17 protein-coding genes, 3 tRNA genes and 4 rRNA genes are annotated in these 22,179 nt (G+C 42.4%); 20 read left to right on the plus strand and 4 right to left on the minus strand.

Annotated elements, in window-relative coordinates; genetic code table 11:
* The first annotated feature begins 1 nt into the window (after nucleotide 1).
* From A6B40_RS06745 to mscL, 3 genes are all read left to right on the plus strand, one after another.
* Nucleotides 2–1,480, plus strand: a complete 1,479-nt coding sequence (locus A6B40_RS06745; RefSeq protein ID WP_176671928.1) for a TrkH family potassium uptake protein — start codon at nucleotides 2–4, stop codon at nucleotides 1,478–1,480.
* Nucleotides 1,480–2,004: a menaquinone-dependent protoporphyrinogen IX dehydrogenase gene (gene hemG / locus A6B40_RS06750; RefSeq protein ID WP_176671929.1), complete on the plus strand. Its 525-nt coding sequence runs from the start codon at nucleotides 1,480–1,482 to the stop codon at nucleotides 2,002–2,004. The genes A6B40_RS06745 and hemG overlap by 1 nt, the downstream gene beginning before the upstream one ends.
* Before the next feature lie 121 nt (nucleotides 2,005–2,125).
* The gene (mscL, locus tag A6B40_RS06755; RefSeq protein ID WP_025216372.1) at nucleotides 2,126–2,524 is read left to right on the plus strand and encodes a large-conductance mechanosensitive channel protein MscL; all 399 of its coding nucleotides are present in this window, start codon (nucleotides 2,126–2,128) and stop codon (nucleotides 2,522–2,524) included.
* A gap of 109 nt (nucleotides 2,525–2,633) precedes the next feature.
* On the opposite strand, the gene rpsT is transcribed toward mscL, so the two are convergent.
* The gene (rpsT, locus tag A6B40_RS06760) at nucleotides 2,634–2,897 is read right to left on the minus strand and encodes a 30S ribosomal protein S20 (protein WP_025247032.1); all 264 of its coding nucleotides are present in this window, start codon (nucleotides 2,895–2,897) and stop codon (nucleotides 2,634–2,636) included.
* 263 nt (nucleotides 2,898–3,160) lie between these two features.
* Here rpsT and murJ point away from each other — a divergent pair, with 263 nt between their 5' ends.
* Both murJ and A6B40_RS06770 read left to right on the plus strand, forming a co-directional pair.
* On the plus strand, nucleotides 3,161–4,738 hold the full coding sequence (gene murJ, locus A6B40_RS06765; RefSeq protein ID WP_176671930.1) for a murein biosynthesis integral membrane protein MurJ: 1,578 nt from the start codon (nucleotides 3,161–3,163) through the stop codon (nucleotides 4,736–4,738).
* Nucleotides 4,739–5,200, plus strand: coding sequence for a methyltransferase family protein (locus A6B40_RS06770; RefSeq protein ID WP_176671931.1), 462 nt, complete (start codon nucleotides 4,739–4,741; stop codon nucleotides 5,198–5,200).
* Between the two features lie 76 nt (nucleotides 5,201–5,276).
* Here the strand turns inward: A6B40_RS06770 and A6B40_RS06775 are convergent, their stop codons facing one another.
* Nucleotides 5,277–7,292 (minus strand): BCCT family transporter, encoded by a 2,016-nt coding sequence (locus A6B40_RS06775; RefSeq protein WP_176671932.1) that lies wholly within the window; start codon nucleotides 7,290–7,292, stop codon nucleotides 5,277–5,279.
* 181 nt (nucleotides 7,293–7,473) lie between these two features.
* Between A6B40_RS06775 and A6B40_RS06780 the strand changes: the two genes are divergently transcribed.
* Nucleotides 7,474–8,649, plus strand: coding sequence for an MFS transporter (locus tag A6B40_RS06780; RefSeq protein ID WP_176671933.1), 1,176 nt, complete (start codon nucleotides 7,474–7,476; stop codon nucleotides 8,647–8,649).
* Here the strand turns inward: A6B40_RS06780 and rarD are convergent.
* Nucleotides 8,646–9,551 carry an EamA family transporter RarD gene (gene rarD / locus A6B40_RS06785; protein WP_176671934.1) on the minus strand — a complete coding sequence of 302 codons (906 nt, stop codon included), beginning with the start codon at nucleotides 9,549–9,551 and terminating at the stop codon, nucleotides 8,646–8,648. The two genes, A6B40_RS06780 and rarD, sit on opposite strands and share 4 nt — an antisense overlap.
* A gap of 82 nt (nucleotides 9,552–9,633) precedes the next feature.
* A complete protein-coding gene (gene epmA, locus A6B40_RS06790; protein ID WP_176671935.1) occupies nucleotides 9,634–10,617 on the minus strand; it encodes an elongation factor P--(R)-beta-lysine ligase in 984 nt (327 codons plus the stop codon).
* Between the two features lie 332 nt (nucleotides 10,618–10,949).
* Here epmA and frdA point away from each other — a divergent pair, with 332 nt between their 5' ends.
* From frdA to A6B40_RS06860, 14 genes are all read left to right on the plus strand, one after another.
* Nucleotides 10,950–12,749 carry a fumarate reductase (quinol) flavoprotein subunit gene (frdA, locus tag A6B40_RS06795; protein ID WP_025216379.1) on the plus strand — a complete coding sequence of 600 codons (1,800 nt, stop codon included), beginning with the start codon at nucleotides 10,950–10,952 and terminating at the stop codon, nucleotides 12,747–12,749.
* 18 nt (nucleotides 12,750–12,767) lie between these two features.
* Entirely contained in the window at nucleotides 12,768–13,499 is a 732-nt protein-coding gene (locus tag A6B40_RS06800; RefSeq protein WP_025216380.1) for a succinate dehydrogenase/fumarate reductase iron-sulfur subunit, read from the plus strand.
* 9 nt (nucleotides 13,500–13,508) lie between these two features.
* Nucleotides 13,509–13,901: a fumarate reductase subunit FrdC gene (frdC, locus tag A6B40_RS06805; RefSeq protein ID WP_025216381.1), complete on the plus strand. Its 393-nt coding sequence runs from the start codon at nucleotides 13,509–13,511 to the stop codon at nucleotides 13,899–13,901.
* Between the two features lie 13 nt (nucleotides 13,902–13,914).
* Entirely contained in the window at nucleotides 13,915–14,262 is a 348-nt protein-coding gene (gene frdD, locus A6B40_RS06810; protein WP_025236929.1) for a fumarate reductase subunit FrdD, read from the plus strand.
* Between the two features lie 434 nt (nucleotides 14,263–14,696).
* Nucleotides 14,697–16,236 (plus strand): 16S ribosomal RNA (locus tag A6B40_RS06815).
* 183 nt (nucleotides 16,237–16,419) lie between these two features.
* A tRNA-Glu gene (locus A6B40_RS06820) sits at nucleotides 16,420–16,495 on the plus strand.
* Nucleotides 16,496–16,689: 194 nt separating this feature from the next.
* Nucleotides 16,690–19,590 (plus strand): 23S ribosomal RNA (locus A6B40_RS06825).
* A 115-nt stretch (nucleotides 19,591–19,705) separates the two neighbouring features.
* Nucleotides 19,706–19,821: ribosomal RNA gene (gene rrf, locus A6B40_RS06830) — 5S ribosomal RNA — on the plus strand.
* 60 nt (nucleotides 19,822–19,881) lie between these two features.
* Nucleotides 19,882–19,997, plus strand: a 5S ribosomal RNA gene (gene rrf, locus A6B40_RS06835).
* Together the 16S, 23S and 5S rRNA genes with 3 tRNA genes alongside form the textbook arrangement of a ribosomal RNA operon.
* Before the next feature lie 12 nt (nucleotides 19,998–20,009).
* Nucleotides 20,010–20,086 (plus strand) — tRNA-Asp (locus tag A6B40_RS06840).
* A gap of 53 nt (nucleotides 20,087–20,139) precedes the next feature.
* Nucleotides 20,140–20,215, plus strand: a tRNA-Trp gene (locus A6B40_RS06845).
* A gap of 186 nt (nucleotides 20,216–20,401) precedes the next feature.
* Entirely contained in the window at nucleotides 20,402–21,508 is a 1,107-nt protein-coding gene (locus tag A6B40_RS06850) for a transglutaminase-like domain-containing protein (RefSeq protein WP_176671936.1), read from the plus strand.
* Nucleotides 21,483–21,851: a mercuric transporter MerT family protein gene (locus A6B40_RS06855; protein ID WP_025247039.1), complete on the plus strand. Its 369-nt coding sequence runs from the start codon at nucleotides 21,483–21,485 to the stop codon at nucleotides 21,849–21,851. The genes A6B40_RS06850 and A6B40_RS06855 overlap by 26 nt, the downstream gene beginning before the upstream one ends.
* Nucleotide 21,852: 1 nt before the next feature.
* Nucleotides 21,853–22,158 carry a heavy-metal-associated domain-containing protein gene (locus tag A6B40_RS06860; RefSeq protein ID WP_176671937.1) on the plus strand — a complete coding sequence of 102 codons (306 nt, stop codon included), beginning with the start codon at nucleotides 21,853–21,855 and terminating at the stop codon, nucleotides 22,156–22,158.
* Nucleotides 22,159–22,179: the final 21 nt, after the last annotated feature.

Consider the following 22,179-nt stretch of genomic DNA (forward strand, 5'->3'; position numbering starts at 1 on the left):
TATGCAATTTTTTTCCATTATTCGTATTGTCGGCATTTTAGTGATGTGCTTTTCGTTCACAATGCTTGTGCCGGCAACAGTTGCCCTGATTTATGGCGATGGGCGAGCCTTTTTAGAAGCCTTTGCCTTGAATTTTTTAGTCGGCACATTGCTTTGGTGGTTGTGTCGCCATAATAAAAATGAGCTACGCTCCCGAGAAGGTTTTTTAATTGTGGTTCTGTTCTGGGTGGTACTAGGGCTACTGGGAGCGGTGCCTTTTATTATTTTAGAAAACCCCGATCTCAATGTGGCGGAATCGATTTTTGAATCTTTTTCCGGCTTAACTACCACTGGGGCAACGGTGATTACAGGGTTAGATAGTCTGCCGAAAGCGATTTTATTCTACCGCCAATTCTTACAATGGCTTGGTGGAATGGGGATCATCGTATTAGCGGTAGCAATTATCCCGTTACTTGGTATTGGTGGAATGCAACTTTACCGTGCCGAAATGCCTGGTCCGCTCAAAGAGCAAAAAATGCGACCTCGTATTGCCGAAACAGCCAAAGCATTATGGTTAATTTATTTAAGTTTAACCTTATTATGCGCTTTTGCCTTTTGGCTAGCAGGAATGAGTGCTTTTGATGCGATTTCACATAGCTTTTCTACTGTTTCGATTGGCGGATTTTCCACTCACGATGCCAGTATTGGTTATTTCAATAGCCCGATGATTAACTATATTACAGTCTTTTTCTTACTGCTTTCTGCTTGTAATTTTGCTTTGCATTTTGCCGTAATTGACCGCTTACGTGATAAGCAATCCAGAAAAAGAGGGGATATTTTAGGTCGTCTTTACTGGGGTGATTATGAATTTCGCTTTTTCTTAATAGTGCAATTTGGACTGTTTTTGGTTTGTACGATAGTGCTAATGGCGTACAGCTATTTCGATAATACTTCGGTAACTATTAGCCAAGCGTTGTTCCAATCGGTTTCAATTTCGACTACCGCAGGCTTTACCACCAATGATTTCAGCCAATGGTCTTCTTTTTTACCAACTTTATTGGTGCTTGCCTCGTTTATTGGCGGTTGTGCTGGTTCAACAGGTGGTGGTTTGAAAGTAATCCGTGTGTTACTGCTCTATTTACAAAGTAAGCGAGAAATCCACCGCTACATTCACCCGAACGTGATTCAACCGATCAAATTAGGTAAATACGCGTTATCAGAACGAGTTGTTGATGGCATCTGGGCATTTTTCTCCGCCTATTTCTTTGTATTTGTGATTTGCTGGCTTGGTTCGATTGCCTGCGGAATGGAAACTTTTGATGCTTTAAATGCTGTTATTGCCACACTCAACAATTTAGGACCCGCATTAGGTAATGTGAGTAGCAACTTTACCCAAGTGCCGGATAGTGCAAAATTGGTACTTACTTTTGCGATGGTATGTGGGCGTTTGGAAGTATTTACCTTATTGGTTATTTTAAGCCCCGTATTTTGGAAAGACTAATGAAAACCTTAATTCTCTATTTTACGACCGATGGTCAAACAAAAAAGATTGCCAAACGATTGGTAGATTCCATCACACACGAAGTTGAGCTGATTTCTCTGAAAGATAAAGCAGTCGATTTTGCTGAAAAAATTGCAAATGCCGATCAAATTGTCATTGGAGCCTCCATTCGCTACGGGCATTTTAATCCGCTGGTGTATCAATTTGTGGAGCAGTATCACGCCACCCTAAACCGCAAGAAAACGGCATTTTATGGTGTAAATCTGACCGCTCGCAAAGCGAACCGCAACACACCGGAAACCAACACCTACATTCGCAAGTTCCTCGCCAAAATCAAATGGCAACCCACGTTGGTGGAAGTGTTCGCCGGGGCATTGTTCTATCCACGCTACAATTTATTCGACCGTGTGATGATTCGCTTTATTATGAAGATCACCAAAGGCGAAACCGACACTAGCAAAGAGTATGAATATACCGACTGGCAACGTGTAGCGCAGTTCGGTAAATTATTGAATAATTCATAAGCAAAGCCTATCTCAATAAAAAGCGTAAATTATCTGTATCTTTTTAGAAATTTGCGTATAATCGCCGCCGAAGATCTTAAATGAGATCGTTTTTTAATCATTTTAGTAAAGGAAAGCCCTTATGAGTATTTTAAAAGAGTTCCGTGAATTTGCGGTAAAAGGTAACGTTGTTGATATGGCTGTTGGTGTGATCATCGGCGGTGCATTCGGTAAAATCGTATCGTCATTAGTGAGCGATGTTGTAATGCCACCAATCGGTTGGTTAATCGGCGGTGTAGATTTCAAAGATCTAGCTATTGAAATTGCCCCGGCTAAAGAAGGTGCAGAAGCCGTAATGTTAAAATACGGTGCATTTATCCAAAACGTATTTGATTTCTTAATTATCGCACTTGCCGTATTCGGCATGGTGAAAGTGATTAACTCATTGAAAAAAGCCCCTGTTGAAGAGCCAGAAGTGCCGGCTGAGCCAACAACAGAAGAAAAATTATTAACCGAAATCCGTGATTTATTGAAAAAATAATACCTGATCAAAATTTAAAAGGCTATTTTAGAGAGAACTAAAATAGCCTTTAGCTTTATAAAACGAAAAAACCGACTATTACTAGTCGGTTTTTCATATCTATTCGATATTACGCTAATTTTTTGATTTGTGCTGCTAATTTAGATTTGTGATTAGCTGCTTTGTTAGCGTGGATTAAGTTTTTAGACGCCATACGGTCTACAACTTTTTGCATTTCAACGAAAGCGGCTGTTGCTGCTGCTTTATCGCCAGTTGCTACTGCTGCATATACTTTTTTGATGAAAGTACGCATCATTGAGCGTTGGCTTGCGTTGTGTTGGCGGCGTTTTTCAGATTGAACCGCACGTTTTTTTGCTGACTTGATATTAGCCAAGGTCAAACTCCTAAAATATCTGTGTAAAAATTAGATATAAACCGTTTGGGTTTATATTGCCTATCGATAGTTTTTAATTCATTTTCAACGAGACACGTGCTTGAAAATAACACCGTTTTTCTGATAGAAAACGATAGGGCGAGATTTTAACAGTTTTTTTCTGATTTTCCTATAACAAACTGCTAAAATTATGATCGATTTTTAGGATCGGGCTGCAAGCGGTCGGATTTTTCAATAATTTTACCAGAATCATACTCTTTATTATGAGCAAAAAACTTTTAAGATCAGGAATGATCGTAAGCTTTATGACCTTAATTTCACGCATATTAGGCTTAATTCGTGACATTGTGGTCGCCACTATTTTGGGAACCGGCGTGAGTGCCGATATTTTCTTATTCGCCAACCGCATTCCCAATTTCCTCCGCCGATTGTTCGCCGAAGGGGCGTTTTCTAAAGCCTTTGTGCCGGTGCTGGCGGAATATAATGCGGATAACGATCCGCACAAAACCCGAGAATTTATCGCCAAGGTGTCAGGCACATTGGGCGGTTTGGTGACGATTGTTACCTTGGTGGCAATGATTGCCTCGCCTGTAGTGGCGGCTTTATTTGGTACAGGCTGGTTTTTAGATTGGCTTTATGATGGCCCGAATGCAGAAAAATTCACTCAAGCCTCCTTTTTACTGAAAATTACCTTCCCTTATTTGTGGTTTATTACCTTTGTGGCATTGTCTGGAGCGGTGCTTAATACTATCGGGAAGTTCGGGGTAATGGCGTTTTCGCCAGTGTTACTGAATGTCGCTATTATTGGTGTGGCGTTACTCGGCAAAGATTATTTTGATTCGCCCGATGTTGCCCTTGCGTGGGGGGTATTTTTAGGCGGATTGCTGCAATTCTTATTCCAAATTCCGTTTATGAAAAAGGAAGGATTGCTAGTTAAACCAAAATGGGCTTGGAAAGATGAGGGTGTAACTAAAGTCCGTAAATTAATGATTCCAGCTTTATTCGGCGTATCAGTTACTCAACTAAACTTGTTGCTCAACCAAGTAATCGCCTCATTTTTAATTACCGGCTCGATTAGCTGGATGTACTACGCCGACCGCCTTATCGAGTTTCCGCTTGGTTTATTCGGTATTGCGATTTCAACAGTCGTGCTGCCAAGCCTTTCCCGTATTGCCAAAAATAAAGATCTGACTGAATTACAGCGTGGCGAAAACTTTCAAAACACAATGGATTGGGGCGTGAGAATGGTATTATTGCTCGGTATTCCAGCAATGATCGGAATGGCGGTGCTTGCTCAGCCGATTATTATGACAATGTTTATGCGAGGCAAATTTGGCTTTGAAGATGTACTGGCGACCTCTTATCCGCTTTATGTAATGTGCTTGGGGTTAAACAGCTATATGCTGATCAGTGTACTGGCAAACGGTTTTTACGCTAACCAAAACACGAAAATGCCGGTGAAAGTAGGGATTATCGCCGCCATCAGCAATATCTTTTTCGGCTTGGCATTTGCACCGTTTTTGGGCTATATCGGCTTGGCATTGGCATCGGCTTGTTCGGCATTAGTAAATGTGAGTTTGCTTTACTTCCACTTGTCAAAAAGTGGTTATTATAAAGTGAGCCGAACCACCATTATTTTTGTGTTAAAACTGTTGATTGCCGCTTGTGTTATGGGGGCATTATTGGCTTATTTCACACCGGCAATTGAAGCTTGGGTGTCAATGACGATGTTGCAAAAAATCTATTGGTTGGTGTGGCTGATGATATTGGCTGGTGGTAGTTATTTTGCGGCCATTATTGCCCTTGGCATTCGCAAAAAAGATTTTAGAGCTGCTGAATAAATGTTGAAATTAAAAATACCGCCACCGCTTTGGTGCTTGTTTTGTGCGGTGTTGATGTGGTGGATTAGGCGAGTTTCATTTGCGCATTTACCTGATTATCAACACCCCATGATATTTATATTAGGAATGTTAGTTGCAGTAGCAGGATTTATGATTGCGATATCGGCTACCATTACAATGAGGAGAGCGAAAACAACCTCAAACCCTTTTCAGCCGCAACAGACGGCGCAAATTGTGACGTGGGGAGTTTATCGCAAAAGTCGAAACCCAATGTATCTTTCATTGCTGTTTGTTTTAATTGCGTGGGCATTGTGGCTTGGCTCGATATTTGCGTGGTGCGTTCCGCTACTCTTTATTTGGCTAATTACCCATTTTCAAATTAAACTGGAAGAGCAAATTTTGACCCAGAAATTTGGACAGCACTATTTAGATTATATAAACCAAGTCAGACGTTGGCTTTAAAATACAAGCGGTTAGATTTTTATGGAAATTTGCAAAATTTTCCGAAAATCTAACCGCTTGTTTAATCGTTTAAGACTTAGTCTAAATTATTCACATCAGCCGTCATTAAGTTGTGTGAGTTATCCATCGCTAAATTAATAAAGCGTTCATACTGTTGCAGCACGTCGGCAATTAATTCTTCTTTTGTCATATACTGCACATCATAGCCCTCTCGCCCATCTAGGAAGTAGGTGATCGGCTCGTAAACCATATTTTCTTCAATATTTGGTAAGTTGTCATCGCCGACCACTAAATCAGATAATTGGCGTGGCACGCTTTCAATACCGTAGATGAAATTGCGTAAATTCTCTTTTACCACCTCAAACTCTAATTTAGGGTTGGTTTCGTTGGTAAAATTCATTTTTGCGGTTAAGCCGTAGCTTTCAAATTCATCAATTAACTCAAGGAAAGCTGGTCTTGCTACTTTAATAAAGAAGTGACGAACATCTTGTTTATTGGTTGGATTAACAATTTTTTCCAAACGCAATTTCCAATCTTTGCCTGCCCAGTTTTGGCTACCTTGTGAGAATTTCTTGTTGAAGTATTGGTGATCTACCATTAAACCTTTCCATAAGCCAAAACAAAGAATAACCATAATGAATGTAAATGGTAATGCGATAATTAATGTCATTGTTTGTAATGACGATAATCCGCCTGAGTATAGCAATGAGAGCGCCAATACCGCTAATACGACTCCCCAAAGTATGGTTTGCCATTTTGGTGCTTTTTCCTCACCTTGTGAGGCGATACTGTTAAGTACAAAGATACCTGAATCTGCCGAGGTAATAAAGAATATAGAGATAACAACAACCGCAACAAAGGAGGCAATAGTACCAAATGGTAAGTGGTCGAAGAAGGTAAATAGTAACTGCTCGGTGTTACCGCTCACTTCAGCTAATGCACCAGCAGTTTGTTGGTCTAACCAAATTGCCGAGCCACCAAAGCTCGTCATCCATAAAATGTTAAATAGTGATGGTACGAATAACACCCCTAAAATAAATTCACGGATTGTTCTTCCTTTTGAAATTTTCGCAATAAATAAACCCACAAATGGCGCCCAAGAAGCCCACCAAGCCCAATATAGAACTGTCCAGCCACTTAGCCAACCTTGATGTTCTGGTTCGTAGGCAAATGTTCGGAAACTGATTTCAAGTAGTGAGCTAAAGTAATAACCTACATTCTCAGTAAGCCCTGAGAAAAGCAATAGTGTCGGACCACTTACAATAACAAAAATCAGTAGTAAACCTGCAAGTGTCAGGTTAATTTCACTTAAGATTTTAACTCCCTTACCTACACCAGTAATAGCGGAAAATATTGCTAATGACATTGCAACAATCACCATAATGGTAAGCACTACAAATCCTGTGTCTTCAATTAAACCTAGGCTATTAAAACCAGCACTAACTTGCATTACCCCAAAGCCAAGGGTTGTGGTTAAACCAAAAATCGTACTACAGAGGGCAATAACATCAATAGTGTGTCCCCAAAAGCCTGAAATACGATGTTTTAGTAAAGGGTAAAAACCAGAGCGAACAGTGAGAGATAATTTATATCTAAAACCGAAGTAGGCAAGTGCTAAAGCGATAACACCATAGATAGCCCAAGCGTGAATCCCCCAATGGTAGAAGGTGGTCATCATTGCTTCTTTCATTCGCTCTGATTCAGTCATGTTTTCTTGGAGAGGCTGTAGATAATGTAATACAGGTTCGGCAACGCCAAAGTACATCAAACCAATACCCATCCCTGCCGCAAATAGCATGGCAATCCAAGAACCGAAACCAAATTCAGGCTCATCGGTATCTGCGCCTAATTTAATATCGCCCAAACGGCTGAATGAAAGAAAAATGAGGAATAGAAAAAAGATAGAACCAGCAAAAATGTAGAACCAGCTAAAGTTTTCAAAGAGAATATTTTTGATGGCATCAAGTGATGTTTGTGCTTTTTGTGGGAAGGTAATACAGAACACTGCAACAAAGCTTACAAAAAGTAAACTTGGGATAAAGATTGGTGCTCTAAAGGTACTCCCTGCTTGTAATTTTTTGATGAAATCCAATGGTATTTACCTCTATTATTTATTATTCAGAAGAGTGAATATAGCAAAAAGTTATAAAAATGACAAATTAGGTAGGATTTGTAATAAAGCACAACTTTTGCAAAAAATTCATCAAAAACGACCGCTTGCACATTCATTATTTGTCAGTAGAATATTTTCTATTTATAAAAACAAGAAGACAATGCACACACAACATAACGCTCAAAAAATGGTTTTACCCATTTTACTGTTGATCTCCCTTTCTCATTTGCTGAATGATTTAATTCAGGCGGTAATGGTCTCAATTTACCCAATGCTTAAACAAAATTACCAACTGAGTTTTGCTCAAATCGGTATGATTTCGTTAATTTACCAAATTACTGCATCCATTATTCAGCCGGGTATTGGGCTTTATACCGATAAATATCCAAAACCAAATCTATTACCCATTGGTATGCTGATTACACTTTTCTCCGTGATTTTACTTGCCTTTGCCCCTAACTTTGGGGTATTGCTAATAGCGGCAGCTTTGATGGGAATTGGTTCAGCTACTTTCCATCCTGAAGCCTCTCGAGTGGCTAGAATGGCATCAGGCGGCAAATTTGGTACAGCTCAGTCGCTTTTTCAAGTAGGAGGAAATAGCGGTTCGGCGTTAGGGCCGCTCTTAGTTGCGTTATTTATTGTGCCTCAAGGGCAAAATGCGGTGATTTGGGTTGTTGTATTTGTATTATTAGCTTTATGGATTTTATATAAAGTGAGCCGTTGGGTGAAGTATGAAGCCAAACCATTATTTGTCTCATCAAACCATATTCAGCAACGTTTGCACGGCAAATTATTAGCCAGAGCATTATTAATTATCGCTTTATTAATGTTGGCGAAATTTATTTATATCGCCAGCCTCAGCAACTATTTTACCTTCTATTTAATGGAAAAATTTCAGTTGAATATGGCAACTGCGCAGCTCTATTTGTTTGCATTTTTAGGGGCGGTTGCAGTAGGCACTTTTGCTGGCGGACCGATTGGCGATAAAATCGGGCGAAATGCGGTGATTGGGTTCTCTTTCTTAGGAATGGCTCCTTTTGCGTTATTAATGCCTAACGCCGATCTGTTTTGGACGATTGTATGTGCAATTTTTGCCGGCTTTATTATGTCATCAGCGTTTTCGGCAATGGTGGTTTACGCTCAAGAGGCGGTGCCGGGTAGAGTTGGGCTGATTTCAGGTACAATGTTTGGCTTAATGTTTGGTATTGGCGGCTTAAGTGCTGCCGTATTAGGCTTTTTTGCTGACGAATACGGCTTAGATACTATTTTTAACGTCTGTGCCTATTTACCATTGCTCGGCTTTGCTGCATTAGGCTTGCCGAAACGAAATATTTAATGCTTTTTAGTGTTGGCTTTTGTTCTGGCTTTTTTCATACTCAATAAGAAAATAATGACGCCAATCCACACCAAAATGTAGCCGACCGAACGTTCGGCAGAGAGTTTTTCATTAAAGATCAGCACGCCGCATAAAAATTGTAATGAAGGTGAGATGTACTGTAACATACCGAGTAAAGACATCGAAATGCGTCTTGCCCCCATTGCAAACCAGAGTAATGGAATGGTAGTTGCTGCCCCTGAGCAGAGTAGTATCGTCATTTGTAAACTATTGAGCTCGCTGAATACTAAGCTGTTTTGGTTATAACAAAAGCAAAGGTAAGCGATAGCAAAAGGCGTCATTAGCAAGGTCTCAAGAGCTAAGCCAGATAATGGCTCCATTGGAGCGAGTTTGCGGATCAGCCCATAAATACAGAAACTGGAAGCTAAAATAAGTGCCACCCAAGGCACTTGCCCAGCAGGAATCGCTAACCATAAAATGCCAGCAATCGCAAAACCAACAGAAAGTAATTGAGCCTTATTTAATTGTTCTTTTAGAACCAAATAGCCAACAAATACATTCAAGATTGGATTAATGAAATAGCCGAGACTGGCATCTAAAATATGCTCGTTAGTAATCGCCCACAAATAAGCCAGCCAGTTCAAGCCAATCATAAAAGAAGAAAGGAAGAAGATTCCCAACACTTTGGGCTGTTTGAAGGCATTGATTACTGCTCGCCCCTGTTGGAAAATCAGCAATAGAATAATGGCAAACACGGCAGACCATACTACCCGTTGAGCTAAAATTTGCTCGGCAGGCATTCCCGATTGATTAATCGGATACCAATAGATTGGAAACGTCCCCCACGTTAAATAACACAGCAGAGCATAGTGCCAACCTTGTAATTTGCCTGAAATTTTCATTTTGCTTTCCTAAAAGAGAGTGTACAAGCGGTCATATTTGTTGATTTTTTTGCAAATTGCAAATAACAAAATGCCACAAAAATTAAGCTTTTTCGATGCTGAACGAAATGACCTCTTCAATTTTCTCTGCATTCATCGCAAGCATTAACAGTCTATCCACTCCAAGTGCGACACCCGAACAGTTCGGAAAACCTGCTTTGAGTGCGGCCAGAAAACGTACATCAAGCTGTTGTGGTTCAAGTCCCATTTTTTCTCGCTGTAAATTATCTTGCTCAAAGCGATGGATTTGCTCGTTTGCATCGTCTAACTCGTGGAAACCGTTGCAAAGTTCCAAGCCTTTGTAGTAAAACTCAAAACGCTCAGCAACACGATGATCTTCCGAACTGATTTGTGCTAATGCAGCTTGGGCAGAAGGGAAGTGATAAACCGCTGTTGGGCAATTTTGCCCGATATTCGGTTCTACCACCTCACTGAATAAAAATTGTAGTAAGGTTTCACGATTTTCATCATCTTCACATTGCAAACCGTGCTTTCTCGCTTTTTCGATTAATTGTGCTTTGGTGGCAGAAAGCGGATCTAACCCAACGTGAGTTTGGAATACAAACTGATAACTAAAAGATTCCGCAGGTTCGCAATCTAAAATCTGTTGTAGTAAATCATCGACTTCATTTATTAAACGGTACATATCAAAATGCGGGCGATACCATTCAAGCATTGTAAATTCAGGGTTATGGCGTTTGCCTGCTTCTTCATTACGGAACACTTTGCAAATTTGGAAAATCGGCCCACTACCTGCAGCAAGTAAACGTTTCATATGGTATTCAGGGCTTGTCATCAAATGTAGCGTTTTTGCCTCACTGCTAAATGGCGATAAAAATTGTGTACTGAATGTAGAAAGATGTACATCAGTTACTGAAAACTCACTTAGAATAGGGGTTTCTACTTCTAAAATGCCACGTTCGGTAAAGAACTTACGCAATTCAGCAACAATTTTTGCACGTTGGATAAGGTGAGGAATAGTAGCAGTAGGCTGCCAATCAATATTGTCGAGTTGTAAATTATTCATAAAAAATGACCGCTTGAAAATAGGTGCTTATTTTAGCGTAAAAAAAGATATTGCCCTAGTTTCTGAATAAGAAAAATAAAGTGGGGAATTTAACTTTTATTTAACAAATTAAAAATTCTCATTTTAAGCATTAAAAATTTTTCTTTTTTATTCCCTATAATTAAGAGCCATTCTCAATACCTTTATTATGCTTAGTTACCTTTTTTGAGGTAGATCACAAAATCACACTTTTTATGTTAATAAATTGTAAAAACGGCTTATCTGATTGATTAAATAGTGGCACAATAGAGCCACTTTTAATGAATAAGTTTATTTAACTTTCGGAGTGCATTATGCAAAGTGTTAATTTTGATGTGGCGATTATCGGTGCTGGCGGTGGTGGCTTGCGTGCTGCTATCGCGGCTGCTGAAGCAAATCCAAATCTGAAAATTGCTTTAATTTCAAAAGTTTATCCAATGCGTAGCCATACGGTGGCGGCAGAAGGTGGATCGGCTGCGGTAATTAAAGATACTGATTCCTATGACAATCACTTTAATGACACTGTGGGTGGTGGCGACTGGTTATGTGAACAAGATATTGTGGAATATTTTGTTGAGCATTCTCCAATTGAAATGACACAGTTAGAGCGTTGGGGCTGCCCTTGGAGCCGTCGTGAAGATGGCGAAGTAAACGTTCGTCGTTTCGGTGGTATGAAAATTGAGCGTACTTGGTTTGCAGCCGATAAAACAGGCTTCCATATCTTACACACTTTATTCCAAACTTCGATTAAATATCCAAACATTGTCCGCTTTGATGAACATTTCGTGTTAGATATCTTAACCGACAACGGCGAAGCTCGTGGTTGTGTGGCGATGAATATGATGGAAGGTACACTGGTTCAAATCAATGCAAATGCAGTGGTCATTGCAACAGGTGGCGGCTGCCGTACTTATCGTTTTAACACGAACGGCGGTATTGTAACCGGCGACGGTTTATCTATGGCATATCGTCATGGTGTGGCTCTGCGTGATATGGAATTCGTTCAATATCACCCAACAGGCTTACCGAATACAGGTATCTTAATGACAGAGGGCTGTCGTGGCGAAGGTGGTATCTTAGTTAATAAAGATGGCTACCGTTACTTACAAGACTATGGCTTAGGACCTGAAACGCCAATTGGCAAACCAGAAAACAAATATATGGAATTAGGTCCGCGTGATAAAGTTTCTCAAGCGTTCTGGCAAGAGTGGCGTAAAGGCAATACTTTAAAAACCGCAAAAGGTGTTGATGTAGTTCACTTAGATTTACGTCATTTGGGTGAAAAATACTTGCTTGAACGTTTACCGTTTATTTGCGAATTAGCAAAAGCATACGAAGGTGTAGATCCTGCTAAAGCTCCAATTCCGGTTCGCCCTGTTGTTCACTACACAATGGGTGGTATTGAAGTGGATATGAATGCAGAAACGTCAATTAAAGGCTTATTTGCAGTGGGCGAATGTGCATCATCAGGCTTACACGGTGCAAATCGTTTAGGGTCTAACTCCCTCGCAGAGTTAGTGGTATTTGGTAAAGTAGCGGGTGAAAATGCTGCTCGTCGTGCGTTAGAGGTTACTTCTCGCAATCAACCACAAATTAATGCACAAGCTCAAGATGTAGTGGCTCGCTTACACGCTTTAGCAAACCAAGAAGGTAATGAATCTTGGTCTGATATTCGTAACCAAATGGGTGATGCAATGGAAGAAGGCTGTGGTATCTACCGTACACAAGAAAGTATGGAAGGAGCAGTGAATAAAATCCAAGAGTTAAAAGAGCGTTATAAAAACATCAGTGTGAAAGATAAATCAAGCGTGTTCAACACCGATCTACTCTACAAAATTGAGTTAGGATTTATCTTAGATGTTGCTCAATCTATTGCTTGCTCTGCGGTGGAACGTAAAGAATCTCGTGGTGCACACCAACGTTTAGACTATGTTGAACGTGATGATGTAAACTACTTGAAACATACTCAGGCTTTCTATAACGCAGATGGTACACCAACCATTAAATATAGCGATGTGAAGATTACTAAATCACAACCAGCTAAACGTGTGTACGGTGCAGAAGCGGAAGCACAAGAAAAAGCGAAAAAAGCAGCAGAAGCTCAAGCACAATAATAGAGAAGGAGCGAGAAAATGGCAAATTTAGATAAAATGACCATCGAAGTGCTACGCTACAATCCGGAATCAGATAGCGAGCCACATTTAGATAGATATGAAGTGCCTTATGATAGCCAAACTTCACTATTAGATGCACTGGGTTACATTAAAGACGAGCTTGAGCCTGAGCTTTCATATCGCTGGTCTTGCCGTATGGCGATCTGCGGATCTTGTGGGATGATGGTAAACGGTAAACCAAAGCTGGCGTGTAAAACTTTCTTACGTGATTACAGTGGTTTTATGCGAATTGAACCGCTTGCTAACTTCCCGATTGAGCGTGATTTAGTAGTGGATTTAAGCCACTTTATTGATAGCATTGAGGCAATTAAACCTTATGTGATTGATAACAAAGCACCGGAAGGTCAGCGCACTAAACAAACACCGGCACAGTTAGAGAAGTATCGTCAATTCTCAATGTGTATTAACTGTGGTTTATGTTATGCAGCTTGTCCGCAATTTGGTTTAAACCCTGAGTTTATCGGTCCTGCGGCAATTACATTAGCTCATCGCTATAACCTGGATAACCGTGATAATGGACGTGAAGAGCGAATGAAATTGCTCAGTAGTAAAAATGGGGTGTGGAGTTGTACTTTTGTAGGCTACTGCTCAGAAGTTTGTCCGAAACATGTTGGTCCAGCTTCAGCCGTGAACCAAGGCAAGCTAGAAAGTGCAAAAGATTATGTTATCTCAATGATCAAACCGAGATAGGAGGAAGAAATGTCAGCGACAAAACGTAGACCTTATGTTCGAGGAATGAAAGCGAGCTGGTGGAAAAAACTCGATTTCTACAAAATGTATATGGTGCGTGAAGCTACCTGTCTTCCAACCGTGTGGTTCTGTATCGTACTATTTTATGGTGCAGTTGCATTAAGCAAAGGTACATTTGCTACCGACTTTGTGGGTTTCTTGCAAAATCCGTTTGTAGTGGTACTAAATATCATTTCACTTGCAGCAATGTTTTATCACGCAGCAACACTTTATGTAATGACACCTGAAGTGATGTCAGTAATGGTAAAAGGCAAACATTTGCCAGTTTCTGTCGGAAGAAATATCCTTTGGGCTGTAACAGCTGTAATCAGCTTAATTGCATTAATCTTAGTTTATATTTAAGAAGGGGAATAAAATGAGTCTTGATCAAAACCCAAAACGTTCAAATGAACCACCTGTCTGGTTACTCTTTAGTGCTGGCGGTATGATTAGTGCATTATTTTTCCCTGTAGTCATTTTTATTATCGGCTTACTACTACCATTTGGATTAGTTTCACCTGATAATATCATTGCTTTTGCCCATACTTGCATCGGAAAACTAACTATTATGGCATTAGCCATTTTCCCAATGTGGGCAGGTATGCACCGTATCCATCACGGCTTGCACGATCTAAAAGTACACACACCAGCGGGTAATGTGATTTTCTATGGATTATCTATCTTATATACAATCCTAGTGATCATCGCTGTAGTGCAGATCTAATTTTGAAAGACCATCTTACATAAAGATGGTCTTTTTTATCTTTTTACAAGCGGTCGAATTTACAAAGAAATTTGCAAACATTATGAATTCTGCTGATAAAATGATCGCTTTGTATTAAATATCTTCAAAAAAGATCTTTTTTAAAATTTTTTGCAAAAAGCACTTGCAAGGATTTTATTTTTCTCTATAATGCACGGCACACAACGACGCATTGTTGTGAAGAGATTAAGTTTGATTCCGGTGCGTCGTTTTATTTTGCTCTTTAACAATTTATCAGACAATCTGTGTGGGCACTTGTTGATTGACTTGATTTTAAAAATATATTTTAAAACTTGAAGTCTTAATAGGTGCTAACTAGAAATTCATTTAACTTTTTTAAGTTTTCTTATTAAAGTGTGATTTTATGTCAGCAGTATTGAGCGATTAAACTTTTTGAATTGAAGAGTTTGATCATGGCTCAGATTGAACGCTGGCGGCAGGCTTAACACATGCAAGTCGAACGGTAACAGGGAGAAGCTTGCTTCTTTGCTGACGAGTGGCGGACGGGTGAGTAATGCTTGGGAATCTGGCTTATGGAGGGGGATAACTACTGGAAACGGTAGCTAATACCGCGTAATGTCTTTGGACTAAAGGGTGGGACTTTCGGGCCACCTGCCATAAGATGAGCCCAAGTGGGATTAGCTAGTTGGTGAGGTAAAGGCTCACCAAGGCGACGATCTCTAGCTGGTCTGAGAGGATGACCAGCCACACTGGAACTGAGACACGGTCCAGACTCCTACGGGAGGCAGCAGTGGGGAATATTGCACAATGGGGGGAACCCTGATGCAGCCATGCCGCGTGAATGAAGAAGGCCTTCGGGTTGTAAAGTTCTTTCGGTAGCGAGGAAGGCAGACTTGTTAATAGCAAGTTTGATTGACGTTAACTACAGAAGAAGCACCGGCTAACTCCGTGCCAGCAGCCGCGGTAATACGGGGGGTGCAAGCGTTAATCGGAATAACTGGGCGTAAAGGGCACGCAGGCGGACTTTTAAGTGAGATGTGAAAGCCCCGGGCTTAACCTGGGAATTGCATTTCAGACTGGGAGTCTAGAGTACTTTAGGGAGGGGTAGAATTCCACGTGTAGCGGTGAAATGCGTAGAGATGTGGAGGAATACCGAAGGCGAAGGCAGCCCCTTGGGAATGTACTGACGCTCATGTGCGAAAGCGTGGGGAGCAAACAGGATTAGATACCCTGGTAGTCCACGCCGTAAACGCTGTCGATTTGGGGATTGGGCTTTAAGCTTGGTGCCCGTAGCTAACGTGATAAATCGACCGCCTGGGGAGTACGGCCGCAAGGTTAAAACTCAAATGAATTGACGGGGGCCCGCACAAGCGGTGGAGCATGTGGTTTAATTCGATGCAACGCGAAGAACCTTACCTACTCTTGACATCCAGAGAATCTTGTAGAGATACGAGAGTGCCTTCGGGAACTCTGAGACAGGTGCTGCATGGCTGTCGTCAGCTCGTGTTGTGAAATGTTGGGTTAAGTCCCGCAACGAGCGCAACCCTTATCCTTTGTTGCCAGCGATTAGGTCGGGAACTCAAAGGAGACTGCCGGTGATAAACCGGAGGAAGGTGGGGATGACGTCAAGTCATCATGGCCCTTACGAGTAGGGCTACACACGTGCTACAATGGCGTATACAGAGGGCAGCGACCCAGCGATGGTGAGCGAATCTCACAAAGTACGTCTAAGTCCGGATTGGAGTCTGCAACTCGACTCCATGAAGTCGGAATCGCTAGTAATCGCAAATCAGAATGTTGCGGTGAATACGTTCCCGGGCCTTGTACACACCGCCCGTCACACCATGGGAGTGGGTTGTACCAGAAGTAGATAGCTTAACCTTCGGGGGGGCGTTTACCACGGTATGATTCATGACTGGGGTGAAGTCGTAACAAGGTAACCGTAGGGGAACCTGCGGTTGGATCACCTCCTTACCAAAAATCAAGAAGCGAGAGCTTGAAATGACAGCAAGTGTTCACACAGATTGTTTGATAAAGCAGTAGGACAAGAGATGAATGAGATTTAGGCATTCAAACGGTTAGAATCTTGAAAGGTTTTGCAAAAATCGTTAGAATATTCGACCTAAAATGGCAAAGCGGAAAGCATCTTTAAATGTTGTCCCCATCGTCTAGAGGCCTAGGACATCGCCCTTTCACGGCGGTAACCGGGGTTCGAATCCCCGTGGGGACGCCATTTAAAGATGATTTTTATTGTCTTAATGTTCTTTAAAAATTTGGAAACAAGCTGAAAAACTGAGAGATTTTCGAAAGAAAGTCTGAGTAGTTAAAAAATCTTAGCTGAACAAAGGCAGCTAAGTGTTTAGTTGAATAATATCGCTTCAAATCAATTCGTTTGACTTGTTTAAATGAAAATATTTGAGGTTGTATAGTTAAGTGACTAAGCGCACAAGGTGGATGCCTTGGCAATCAGAGGCGATGAAGGACGTGCTAATCTGCGAAAAGCTTGGATGAGTCGATAAGAGGCGTTTAATCCAAGATGTCCGAATGGGGAAACCCAGTAGGTGAAGAACCTACTATCATTTACTGAATCCATAGGTAAATGAGGCAAACCGGGAGAACTGAAACATCTAAGTACCCCGAGGAAAAGAAATCAACCGAGATTTCGTTAGTAGCGGCGAGCGAACGCGAAAGAGCCAGTTAGTGATAGCGGATTTATTAGAGGAATGAGCTGGGAAGCTCAATCGTAGAGGGTGATAATCCCGTACTCGAAAATATTTCCGTGGTACTAGGCTAACAACAAGTAGGGCGGGACACGTGATATCCTGTTTGAAGATGGGGGGACCATCCTCCAAGGCTAAATACTCCTGATTGACCGATAGTGAACCAGTACTGTGAAGGAAAGGCGAAAAGAACCCCGGCGAGGGGAGTGAAATAGAACCTGAAACCTTGTGCGTACAAGCAGTGGGAGCAGATTTATTCTGTGACTGCGTACCTTTTGTATAATGGGTCAGCGACTTATATTTTGTAGCAAGGTTAACCGAATAGGGGAGCCGTAGGGAAACCGAGTCTTAACTGGGCGTGTAGTTGCAAGGTATAGACCCGAAACCCGGTGATCTAGCCATGGGCAGGTTGAAGATTGGGTAACACTAATTGGAGGACCGAACCGACTAATGTTGAAAAATTAGCGGATGACTTGTGGCTGGGGGTGAAAGGCCAATCAAACCGGGAGATAGCTGGTTCTCCCCGAAATCTATTTAGGTAGAGCCTTATGTGAATACCTTCGGGGGTAGAGCACTGTTTCGGCTAGGGGTCCATCCCGGATTACCAACCCGATGCAAACTGCGAATACCGAAGAGTAATGCATAGGAGACACACGGTGGGTGCTAACGTCCATCGTGGAGAGGGAAACAACCCAGACCGCCAGCTAAGGTCCCAAAGTACTAGTTAAGTGGGAAACGAAGTGGGAAGGCTTAGACAGCTAGGATGTTGGCTTAGAAGCAGCCATCATTTAAAGAAAGCGTAATAGCTCACTAGTCGAGTCGGCCTGCGCGGAAGATGTAACGGGGCTAAAACTAGTCACCGAAGCTGCGGCATCAGTGGTAACACTGTTGGGTAGGGGAGCGTTCTGTAAGCGGATGAAGGTGAGTCGAGAGGCTTGCTGGACGTATCAGAAGTGCGAATGCTGACATAAGTAACGATAAAACGAGTGAAAAACTCGTTCGCCGGAAGACCAAGGGTTCCTGTCCAACGTTAATCGGGGCAGGGTGAGTCGGCCCCTAAGGCGAGGCTGAAAAGCGTAGTCGATGGGAAACGGGTTAATATTCCCGTACTTGGTGTAATTGCGATGTGGGGACGGAGAAGGTTAGGTTATCAGGGTGTTGGATATCCCTGTTTAAGTTGGTAGGTGGAGTGTTTAGGCAAATCCGGACACTTATTAACACCGAGAGATGATGACGAGGCTCTACGGAGCTGAAGTAACCGATACCACGCTTCCAGGAAAAGCCACTAAGCTTCAGATTACACTAAACCGTACTATAAACCGACACAGGTGGTCAGGTAGAGAATACTCAGGCGCTTGAGAGAACTCGGGTGAAGGAACTAGGCAAAATAGCACCGTAACTTCGGGAGAAGGTGCGCCGGCGTAGATTGTAGTGACTTGCTCACGAAGGTTGAACCGGTCGAAGATACCAGCTGGCTGCAACTGTTTATTAAAAACACAGCACTCTGCAAACACGAAAGTGGACGTATAGGGTGTGATGCCTGCCCGGTGCTGGAAGGTTAATTGATGGTGTTATCGCAAGAGAAGCTCCTGATCGAAGCCCCAGTAAACGGCGGCCGTAACTATAACGGTCCTAAGGTAGCGAAATTCCTTGTCGGGTAAGTTCCGACCTGCACGAATGGCATAATGATGGCCAGGCTGTCTCCACCCGAGACTCAGTGAAATTGAAATCGCCGTGAAGATGCGGTGTACCCGCGGCTAGACGGAAAGACCCCGTGAACCTTTACTATAGCTTGACACTGAACATTGAATTTTGATGTGTAGGATAGGTGGGAGCCTTTGAAGATGACACGCCAGTGTTGTTGGAGGCGTCCTTGAAATACCACCCTTTAACGTTTGATGTTCTAACGAAGTACTCGGAACGAGTACTCGGACAGTGTCTGGTGGGTAGTTTGACTGGGGCGGTCTCCTCCCAAAGAGTAACGGAGGAGCACGAAGGTTTGCTAATGACGGTCGGACATCGTCAGGTTAGTGCAATGGTAGAAGCAAGCTTAACTGCGAGACAGACAAGTCGAGCAGGTGCGAAAGCAGGTCATAGTGATCCGGTGGTTCTGAATGGAAGGGCCATCGCTCAACGGATAAAAGGTACTCCGGGGATAACAGGCTGATACCGCCCAAGAGTTCATATCGACGGCGGTGTTTGGCACCTCGATGTCGGCTCATCACATCCTGGGGCTGAAGTAGGTCCCAAGGGTATGGCTGTTCGCCATTTAAAGTGGTACGCGAGCTGGGTTTAGAACGTCGTGAGACAGTTCGGTCCCTATCTGCCGTGGGCGTTGGAGAATTGGTTGGGGCTGCTCCTAGTACGAGAGGACCGGAGTGGACGCACCGCTGGTGTTTCGGTTGTGTCGCCAGACGCATTGCCGAGTAGCTATGTGCGGAAGAGATAAGTGCTGAAAGCATCTAAGCACGAAACTTGCCAAGAGATGAGTTCTCCCAGTCTATAAGACTGTAAGGGTTGTTGGAGACTACGACGTAGATAGGCGTGGTGTGTAAGCGTTGCGAGACGTTGAGCTAACACGTACTAATTGCCCGAGAGGCTTAACTATACAACGCTCAAGTGTTTTTATGAGAAAGAAGAAAACACAAGTGGAGAAACTAAACGCATAAAGAAAAAAATACACTCAGAATAATCAGCTTGTTTTTGAATTTTGACCCAATTATCCCGATGACCATAGTGCTGTGGTTCTACCTGATTCCATACCGAACTCAGAAGTAAAACGCAGTAACGTCGATGGTAGTGTGGTGATTCGCCATGTGAGAGTAGAGCATCATCGGGTTTTATTTCCTTAGTTTTCTTAATGAAGAGATAAAGAGAATTAAGGAAATAACCGAATTTGATTGATAACCATAGTGCTGTGGTTCTACCTGACTCCATACCGAACTCAGAAGTAAAACGCAGTAACGCCGATGGTAGTGTGGTGATTCGCCATGTGAGAGTAGGGCATTATCAATCTAAGAATTTAGCGGAGCGGTAGTTCAGCTGGTTAGAATACCTGCCTGTCACGCAGGGGGTCGCGGGTTCGAGTCCCGTCCGTTCCGCCAATTATTTAGAGCGAGTTTATACTCGCTGTTTTCGTAAGTAATACATTATCAATAGGGGCGTAGTTCAATTGGTAGAGCACCGGTCTCCAAAACCGGGTGTTGGGAGTTCGAGCCTCTCCGCCCCTGCCATCATTTAGAAAGCCGATTAGAATTAATCGGCTTTTTTTCCTTATATAATCAGAATTCTCATCCATAGTATTTAATCTTCCATTGCTTTTCTTTACCTATTTAGCTAATATGCAACCTTAATCCGTAGTTAGAATACTTAATATGTTAAGTTTTAACTGTTTTTTCACTCTAATAAGGATCATTTCAATGAATAAACTTATTGCCTCTTTGGTGGCGTCAAGCTGTGCGACCGCTTTTGCTGCCCCTGTTCAACACAACAATTTCCACACCAACACTCACAATTACGAATTTACCCAATCTTATGATTTAGTGGTGCCGCAAGGCTCAAGCGGAACAACAAATTTATGGATTCCGTTGCCGTCTGATACGCCTTATCAAACGGTGAAATCCATTGAATTTGAGGGAAGTTACAAAACCGCCTACATCACCGAGAACAACGCTTATGGAGCGAAAACTCTGTTTGCGACTTGGGATAAAGACGCTCCAAAACGAGATATGAAAGTGAAATTGGTGATCGAAACCCGAGATCGTGAGCCGATGGCTCGAGGGGCATTAAAAGATTACCAAATGCCGGAAAAAATCATCTATTCTGTTGATGTGTTGGAATACTTAAAACCAACCGCTCACATTAAAACAGACGGCATTGTGAAAGAGTACGCCGACAAAATTGTGGGTAACGAGAAAAATCCACTGAAAAAAGCGGAACTTATCCACAACTGGATAGTGGAGAATATGGAGCGTGATAACTCGGTACTCGGTTGCGGCGATGGCGATGTGGAGAAAATCCTCACCACCAAAGTGCTCAAAGGTAAATGTACTGACATCAACTCGGTCTTTGTGGCTCTGGCTCGAGCCTCTGATATTCCGGCTCGTGAAGTATTCGGCATTCGCTTAGGTAAGGCGGATAAAATGAGCCAATATTCCCAAACCGCATTTGGTAGCTCAAAAGACGGCATCGCTAACGAAAACAGCGGACAACACTGCCGTGCGGAATTCTATTTAGCCGGTTTCGGTTGGGTACCGGTAGATTCTGCCGATGTCGCCAAAATGCGTTTAGCGGAGAAAAAAGAGGTGGCAGATCCAGACGTTCAAGCGGTGTCGAAATACTTATTCGGCAACTGGGAAATGAACTGGGTAGGCTTCAACCACGGTCGTGATTTCGATTTATATCCACAACCGGAACTTACTCCGCTCAACAACTTCGGCTATCCGTATGCAGAAGTGGGCGGCGATCCGCTAAACTCCTTTGATGCGAAAGAATTTGGTTATGAGCTCATCTCTAAAGAACTATAACAACAAATTCATCACGATGTGTGTGACCGCAGTGGTAACTGCGGTCAGTTCAACCTTGTGTTGCATCGCACCATTGGTTTATTTGCTGTTCGGCGTTTCCTCGCCTTGGCTGATGGAATTAAGCCAACTCGAATTTTTGCAAATTCCGATGCTAATCCTATCGCTTGCGGCGTTCGGTTACGGTTTTTGGTTGTTGAATTTTTCTAAAAAAATTATCTGTACCAAATATTTTTCCCGCAAAACCTTGGTGATTTTGTATTGGATTGTGTTTGTGGTAGTAATGTTCTTTTTAACTTACCCCTACGTTTTGCCGTACATTTTGGAAATGTGGGGCGGAGAATAAAATGAAAAAATATATCGCTAGCCTGTTGTTGGCTTTTGGGTTGATGAATCCAACTTACGCACAAGAAAAAACTGCCCAACCGGACACGCAGCAAGCAGAAAAAACGGTTGTACTCCACATTCCTGAAATGCACTGCCAACTTTGCGTTTACTTGGTAAATAAAGAACTGCGAGCGGTGGAGGGCGTGATTTCCACCAAAGCTTCAATGAAAGAACGCAAAGCCACCGTGGTGGCAAAAGCCGATGTGGATAACCAAAAGCTGATACAAGCGGTTGGAAATCTTAAATATTCTGCAAAAGTGATGTAATTGAAAGTCGGGGTTCCCGAC

It is taken from the genome of Mannheimia varigena (assembly GCF_013377235.1).
GTDB classification, from domain to species: domain Bacteria; phylum Pseudomonadota; class Gammaproteobacteria; order Enterobacterales; family Pasteurellaceae; genus Mannheimia; species Mannheimia varigena.